Here is a 4,235-nt window from a genome sequence, read left to right as displayed (position 1 = left end):
TTCTACATTGTTTAAAACATGGTAGTCGTTTAGGTTGGTTAATTGATCCCGATGACTTCAGTATTTTGGTATTTCTACCAGAGCAACAACCAGTGTTACTCCAGGGAGAAGATTTTTTGCCTGTATTACCAGAAATTCAACTTGCACTAACCGTCAATCAAGTTTTTGGATGGTTAAAGATGGGAGGCTAGAAATAACTCGGCTGAAATGAGAAGGTGCGATCGCTTAATTCTCAAACAAACTACTATCAACGTGAAAAAAGTTCCCTAAAACCTTAGCCATCTCCTGAGTAATTTCTTGTTTTCCACTCATAACTTGAGAAACAACCTCTTTTGAACCAAGAATTGCTACTAACTCAGCTTCATTAACACTCTGAGAATCGATCAGATGGAGGAACATTGAGTGTGCTGTTGATTCTCCCATTGGATAATGCTCATCCTCATATTTTTCTATCAGAGCGATCAACAGGTCTAATAATGCCAACTCTTCTAAAGTTCGGTTAACTCGATGAGACAGTTCCTCTGCTAGTGTAATAGCTTGCTCGTTTTCCTCATCTGTTTTAATAACCTTGGGTTGATATTTAGTAAGCAAACTAGCATAAGTTTCGCGGTTAAAAGTAAGGGTCATTTTTCCACTTATCCTTATCGGATTCTGCGTGCGTCAAAATGTATTTAAGATAAATTATTTGGTCACTATAAACCAAATCAACTATCAGACGATATTTGTTGTCTTTGATATTAAAAACAGTGAAATTCCCAACAGCTTCTGCTTGAGGATAAACTGCTTGCACTTGGGCAAGATTATTCCATGTCGCTTTATTGGCAGCCTTGTACCAGTTTTTAAGTGCATCACAGGAATCAGCATAATTTTGGCAAAATTCACGCAGCTTTTTACGACTGATGATGTGCATTATATCTAACTCAACTGTGCCACAAGTTGATTTTCTAACAGCTTATCATTCGTTAACAAGTCTTCAACGGTGATTCGCAAAAAGCGTTGGTCATCAACTTGAAAGAGAATTTTTATGCGATCGCTTCCAGGATATCCGGCTGGTGTCAGTTGAGCAATTGTCCTCGCGCCTTCTTGATCGTTGAGGGGTTTGACGCTGGTTTCACTATTGTCCAGACGACGAGTAATTAAGCGATCGCCATCAAAATAAATTTCAGTACTACCCGTATCTGCTCCCAATTCTCCCATAATTAGTTCAATGCTGGGCTGATTTTCCACAGAAGCGCCTAAGACTAATTCCACCGGCTGACTCATCGGGTATGCAAGTCCCGCTTTAATCAGAGAATGCCATTTATGACGCTGATTGCGGCGATCCCAGTAGCGGATACCATAACTATGATAAAGAAAGTCTTTAATTTGTATCCCTTGAGCTAACTGTAATGCACCTTGAGCGATCGCTTCAAAGGGACGTTCGCAACGGATTTTTTCTGGCTCAAAATACTGTTTTATCCATGTCTGCACTGCCGGTAATTGCACTGTCCCACCAACTAACAAAACTGCATTAATATCTGGAAGTTCTATTCCTTGCCGTCTTGCTTGCTGCAACAGTGTCGTCATCGACTCATCTAATAACTCAAAAAATGCGTGTTCTTTAAGAATATTTTCAAAAGTATCGCGGTTTAGTTCCAGTTGATAGCTTTCAAATGTCTCATCGTCAAAATAAACTTCACTAGCTTGGTTTTGAGTTGATAGCTGAATTTTTACCCGTTCTGCCAATCTTATTGTCAACGGACTTATCGCCAATTCTTGAGTTTTGGCAAAGTAATCTACCAACCAATTATCAATATCAGTACCGCCCAAATTCTGCCCAACTTTCGCCAGGACACGGGCTGTTTTAACTTTTTGTTTTGAATCTTCAGCCAGTGACTTATTACCCCACTTGAGGATAAATCCGAGCGGTTTTGTGGTTGCTTGCACACCTTGATCCAACCGGACAAGGGATAAATCCAAAGTGCCGCCACCAAAATCAATCACCAAGAGAATTTCTTGATCTGCCAAGCCATAACCCAAAGCGGCGGCTGTGGGTTCATCCAACATCCGCACTTGTTCGATGGGGAGGGCTTGACAAACTGTCCCCAACCAGTGACGATAAGCTTCAAAACTGTCTACAGGTACGGTTAAAACTAGAGAATCTAACCCCCCTTCCAGGGGAGCTAGTTCTTGAATTACTTTGGTGAGGAACCATTGCCCTACTTGCTCAAAGGTGACAAGTTGCCCATCGAGTTCGGGTAAAAAACCTTGGATATCTGCACCGATACCGCGTTTGAAGCTGCGGAAAAATCGCGTTTCGCCCTTGAGGTCAAGACCGCGATCGCGTACTTGTTGCCCTACTAAGACTTGATTTTGGGTTGCGTCTTCAACATAAACCAAGCTGGGAATCAGTGGTGGATTGAGACTTTGTTTAATTGATAAACCTGGTAGATTCAGGGTTTCTGGCTGTTGGGTTACAGGGTTCCAACGAGCAATGACTGTGTTGCTAGTACCAAAATCGATTGCGATCGCCATATTTTATATTTATTATCTCGCATGAAGAGGCCAAAGCTGCTTTCTCTCTGATTATTCTCTATAAGGCATCAACAATGCAATTGATAATCCAACGGTCGTTTGAGAAAATCAAACCGCAACGCGAAAGTCATTTGTCATTAGTCATTAGTCATTTGTCATTAGTCATTAGACATAGGAGTGAAAAAGAATCTAGAGACAGTGAAAAAGAATCTAGAGACGTAGCATTGCTACGTCAAGACAAGGGTTCTAGATAACGCATATTTAATTTCTGGAGATGTCTATTAGTCATTTGTCATTTCTCTTTGAGATACCACACCCACTTTTTAACGTGGTTTGAATTAGTCCGTCATAGAAAGTTTTTCCGCCCGCAAGGGACGGGGTATGCACCAATGACCAATGACCAATACTTCGACTACGCTCAGTACAAGTGACTAATGACCAATGACCAATGACCAATGACTACTCCCTAACTCCTAACTCAATCTTCATGCCGTAACTGCCATGCTGCACCGCTTGCGGCCCCAGCCCCAGCTAACAATCCGGTACTCATTCCCTGGATAGTTTTTTGGATCGGGTCTTGGGTTAAACACTCACTTGTAACCTTACTGTCTTCCAAGCAGAGATTACTTTCTGCCCAAGCAGCAGTACCTCCTAAAATTACACCAGTTATACTACAGCAAACAACTAGCAGCAAAAGACGTTGGGTTTTTCTAACCATAGATAGATGTGTCAAAAATTAGAGATATTGATTGACTCTCAATTACTTTACACATACTTGCTAGCAAATGTCAGCTGGTTTCAAGATAACTTGCTGATATTGAAAACTAGACAACTATTAAAAAATCTGATTAGACACCGAATTTAAAAAAAATAACCTCTGGGAAGGGATATCACCAGAAGTTTTTAATAAAGACATTGGAATAGTGAACTATTTTAAACATAAATTTATTTTTTTTACAACACTATTTCCTCCTTCTCAAAAACAGGTCAAAGTTAATTTTATTTGTAATTAAGGATACAAATTGGACTTATCAATCGCATAAAAAACTCCACGCCACTTGCGGGATGGAGTTTTTGGGCATGGGGAATCGGGCATGGGGCATGGGGAAGAAACTACCAATGCCCTATGCCCTATGCCCCAAGCGACGGGGCGACTATCCCGGAACACCCACTCTTAGGATGGAGTTTCCCGTCGCTTTCAATAAATCATATTTTTACCTTTTTTGAGGCACTAATACAGGCAGTTGACGGACATCGGCTACGGATTTGGCATGTTGTCCAACAGTCAAAACATTAAACTGACTGGATATAAGTTCCAAACTTTTATTCACTATTGCCAGCTTTTTGTAGGTGGGAAGGGTCATTCCAGGGAAGAATGATAGCTCTGGCACATCCTCTTGACTTACAAAGTCTGTAGGATGGAATAGCAAAGAAGGCTGGACATGCGTAAGTTTACATAGCCATAAGGCAATTCGCAGGTAGAGTAACGCCACTTCCGAAGAAAATGTACTCAGATACATTATGTAACTGAAGTGAATTGGCACCTTGAAAATTGGCATGGTGGTAACAGGAATTTCAGTGAGTCTATCCTTACCCATCTTCCACTGGTAAGGTTTCAGAGGCTGCAAACCATCTTTGAAACCGCCAAATAGGGCTTCCCGTTTCTTGCGTTCTTCCTTGCTCAGTTTACAAGTCATCAAATAATATGCTCGTGCGATGGG

At 41.2% G+C, this 4,235-nt stretch carries 5 protein-coding genes and 2 pseudogenes; 2 read left to right on the top strand and 5 right to left on the bottom strand.

Annotation, left to right across the window (positions count from 1 at the left end; all coding sequences use genetic code 11):
- A pseudogene (locus tag LC574_RS29065) lies at positions 1 to 191 on the top strand (Uma2 family endonuclease); the annotation flags it as partial.
- Between the two features lie 34 nt (positions 192 to 225).
- Here LC574_RS29065 and LC574_RS29060 read toward each other — a convergent pair.
- The 4 genes from LC574_RS29060 to LC574_RS29045 form a co-directional block, all read right to left on the bottom strand.
- Positions 226 to 627, bottom strand: a complete 402-nt coding sequence (locus LC574_RS29060) for a type II toxin-antitoxin system HigA family antitoxin (RefSeq protein ID WP_229457099.1) — start codon at positions 625 to 627, stop codon at positions 226 to 228.
- The gene (locus LC574_RS29055; protein ID WP_229457098.1) at positions 611 to 910 is read right to left on the bottom strand and encodes a type II toxin-antitoxin system HigB family toxin; all 300 of its coding nucleotides are present in this window, start codon (positions 908 to 910) and stop codon (positions 611 to 613) included. Before LC574_RS29055 ends, LC574_RS29060 begins: the two co-directional genes overlap by 17 nt.
- Before the next feature lie 5 nt (positions 911 to 915).
- Complete coding sequence (locus LC574_RS29050; RefSeq protein ID WP_229457097.1) at positions 916 to 2,514, bottom strand: Hsp70 family protein; 1,599 nt, start codon at positions 2,512 to 2,514, stop codon at positions 916 to 918.
- 478 nt (positions 2,515 to 2,992) lie between these two features.
- Positions 2,993 to 3,232 (bottom strand): hypothetical protein, encoded by a 240-nt coding sequence (locus LC574_RS29045; protein ID WP_229457096.1) that lies wholly within the window; start codon positions 3,230 to 3,232, stop codon positions 2,993 to 2,995.
- A gap of 362 nt (positions 3,233 to 3,594) precedes the next feature.
- Between LC574_RS29045 and LC574_RS29040 the strand changes: the two genes are divergently transcribed.
- Positions 3,595 to 3,741, top strand: coding sequence for a hypothetical protein (locus tag LC574_RS29040; RefSeq protein WP_229457095.1), 147 nt, complete (start codon positions 3,595 to 3,597; stop codon positions 3,739 to 3,741).
- Here the strand turns inward: LC574_RS29040 and LC574_RS29035 are convergent.
- A pseudogene (locus LC574_RS29035) lies at positions 3,729 to 4,235 on the bottom strand (polysaccharide deacetylase); the annotation flags it as partial. The gene LC574_RS29040 and the pseudogene LC574_RS29035 sit on opposite strands and share 13 nt — an antisense overlap.

The organism is Nostoc sp. CHAB 5715 (assembly GCF_020829685.1).
GTDB lineage: Bacteria > Cyanobacteriota > Cyanobacteriia > Cyanobacteriales > Nostocaceae > Nostoc.
The sequence above is the reverse complement of the archived record's forward strand: the minus strand, read 5'-3'. Positions and strand labels throughout refer to the sequence as shown.